This window comes from Pseudomonas sp. BAV 4579, from assembly GCF_009765395.1.
Classification (GTDB): domain Bacteria; phylum Pseudomonadota; class Gammaproteobacteria; order Pseudomonadales; family Pseudomonadaceae; genus Chryseomonas; species Chryseomonas aestiva.
This window is the reverse complement of sequence record NZ_WHOV01000259.1, coordinates 1-2,730: the sequence shown is the minus strand read 5'-3', so window position 1 is coordinate 2,730 and position 2,730 is coordinate 1. Positions and strand designations below refer to the sequence as shown.

Below are 2,730 nucleotides of genomic sequence, written 5' to 3'. Positions count from 1 at the left end.
CGCTGCAGAGCGGCATTGCGGGCGCCGGGGGCGTTGCCATTGCGGTCGATGGGGCCCGAGCCGGAAACGAAGAGCACCACCGGTTGCGGACGCTCGCTGCGGGGCAGGATCAGACTGCCCTTGAGCACCCCGCTGCCGGTGTCGAGCGAGAGGGGGCGATAGAGCACGGGATCGGCCGCCGTGGCGAGGGCGGGCAGGGCGAGGCACAGCAGCAGGGAGAACAGCAGACGCATGGCAGGAAGGGCACCGGAGAGCTGGGGTGTGGGGGCCTATCCCGCACACAATCCGTGTAAAAGACCACGGCGCGTGTAAAATCGCCCATTCCCAATTTGCATCCATACCTTTCACCCGTAGCGCGGAGCCCTCGCATGTCCGGCAATACCCTCGGTACGCTGTTTACCGTCACCACCGCCGGCGAAAGCCATGGCCCGGCGCTGGTCGCCATCGTCGACGGTTGCCCACCCGGACTGCCCCTGGACCTCACCGACCTGCAGCGTGACCTGGATCGGCGCAAGCCTGGCACCAGCCGCCACACCACCCAGCGCCAGGAAGCGGACGAGGTGGAGATCCTGTCCGGGGTCTTCGAGGGCGTCACCACCGGTACTCCCATCGGCCTGCTGATCCGCAACACCGACCAGAAGTCCAAGGACTACTCGGCGATCAAGGACCTGTTCCGCCCGGCCCATGCCGACTACGCCTACCACCACAAGTACGGCCTGCGCGACTACCGCGGCGGCGGTCGCAGCTCGGCGCGGGAAACCGCCATGCGCGTGGCGGCCGGTGCCATCGCCAAGAAGTACCTGGCCACCCAGGGCATCCGGGTGCGTGGCTACATGAGCCAACTGGGGCCCATCGAGATTCCCTTCAAGACCTGGGACAGCGTGGAAGAGAACGCTTTCTTCAGCCCCGATCCGGACCGGGTACCGGAGCTGGAGGCCTACATGGACCAGCTACGCCGCGATCAGGATTCGGTGGGCGCGCGCATCACCGTGGTCGCCGACGGCGTACCGCCGGGCCTCGGCGAGCCGATCTTCGACCGCCTCGACGCCGAACTGGCCTATGCGCTGATGAGCATCAATGCGGTGAAGGGCGTCGAGATCGGCGCCGGCTTCGCCAGCGTCGCCCAGCGCGGCACCGAGCACCGTGACGAGCTGACCCCGGAGGGCTTCCTGTCCAACAACGCCGGTGGCGTGCTGGGCGGCATCTCCTCCGGTCAGCCCCTCGTCGCCCACCTGGCGCTGAAGGCCACGTCCAGCATCACCACCCCGGGGCGCTCCATCGACGTCCATGGCAATCCGGTGGATATCATCACCAAGGGTCGCCACGATCCCTGCGTGGGCATCCGCGCCACGCCCATTGCCGAGGCGATGATGGCCCTGGTGCTGATGGATCACCTGCTGCGTCACCGCGCGCAGAACGCCGAGGTGAGAGTGCACACGCCCATCCTGCCGCAACTCTGATTCGCGGACGGACGATGCCGGTTCCCTATTGGCGCCTGTCGGGCTTCTACTTCGCCTACTTCGCGCTGCTGGGGGCCACGGCGCCCTACCTGGGGCTGTACTTCCACCACCTGGGCTATTCCGGCACCGCCATCGGCCAGCTGGTGGCCATCCCCATGCTGATGCGGGTACTGGCGCCCAACCTCTGGGGCTGGCTGGCCGATCGCACCGGCCGCCGGCTGAGCATCGTCCGCCTCGGCGCCACCTGCACCTTGCTGTGCTTCTCCGGTATCTACCTCGGCCAGGGCTTCGCCTGGCTGGCGCTGATCATGGCGGGGCACGCCTTCTTCTGGCACGCGGTGCTGCCCCAGTTCGAAGCCATTACTCTGGCCCATCTGCGCGATCAGCCGCAGCGCTATGCGCGCATCCGTCTCTGGGGTTCGATCGGCTTCATCGCCGCGGTGGCGGGGCTCGGCTGGGCCTTCGAATACGTCAGCCTGGATCTCTATCCGGCCTATCTGCTGCTGGTGATGGCGATCATCCTGCTGGCCTCGCTGGCGGTGCCGGGGGTCAAGGTCGATCCGGGGCAGCGCCCCGAGGCGCCGGCCGAGCCGTTTCTGACCACCCTGCGCCAGCCGCGGGTGCTGGCCTTCTTCATCGCCGCGGCGCTGATGCAGCTGTCCCACGGACCCTACTACACGGTCTTCACCCTGCACCTGGAAGAGCTCGGCTATGGCCGCGGCGTCATCGGTCAGCTCTGGTCCCTCGGCGTGGTCGCCGAGGTGCTGATCTTCCTGGTGATGCCGCAACTGCTGGCGCGGATCGCTCTGACTACCCTGCTGGTCGGCGCCTTTCTGATCGCCGCCGGGCGCTGGCTGCTGCTGGGCGCCCTGGCCGACCAGTTGCCCGTGCTGTTGTTCGCCCAGCTCCTGCATGCAGCCACCTTCGCCTGCTTCCACGCCGCCGCCATCCAGTTCGTCCAATCCCATTTCGACCGCCGCCGCCAGGGCCAGGCCCAATCGCTCTACGCGGCACTTTCCGGGGCTGGCGGGGCGCTGGGCGCGCTGTATGCTGGCTATGCCTGGCAGGTATCCGGCGCCCTTGCCGCCTTTGCCGGGGCCTCCCTGGCGGCGCTGGCAGGCGCCTTCCTCATCCTCTTGTCCGTTAGGTCCAGTACGAAAAGTGCCTGCGCTCGGTGATGCTTCGTTGAAAAACACTTCGGAATGCTCATTTACCTCTCGTAAACTCCGCTTCCTCAGCGTTTTTCGCCTCGCCTGACCGTCGCTCGGCG

Annotated in this window: 2 protein-coding genes and 1 pseudogene; 2 read left to right on the top strand and 1 reads right to left on the bottom strand. The window is 67.3% G+C overall.

Annotated features, from left to right (window positions below; translation table 11 throughout):
* A pseudogene (locus tag GSQ95_RS25885) lies at positions 1-233 on the bottom strand (alpha/beta hydrolase); the annotation flags it as partial.
* Positions 234-368: 135 nt separating this feature from the next.
* Here GSQ95_RS25885 and aroC point away from each other — a divergent pair.
* On the top strand, positions 369-1,460 hold the full coding sequence (gene aroC / locus GSQ95_RS25880; RefSeq protein WP_158896974.1) for a chorismate synthase: 1,092 nt from the start codon (positions 369-371) through the stop codon (positions 1,458-1,460).
* Between the two features lie 14 nt (positions 1,461-1,474).
* The gene (locus tag GSQ95_RS25875; RefSeq protein ID WP_158896973.1) at positions 1,475-2,638 is read left to right on the top strand and encodes an MFS transporter; all 1,164 of its coding nucleotides are present in this window, start codon (positions 1,475-1,477) and stop codon (positions 2,636-2,638) included.
* Positions 2,639-2,730: the final 92 nt, after the last annotated feature.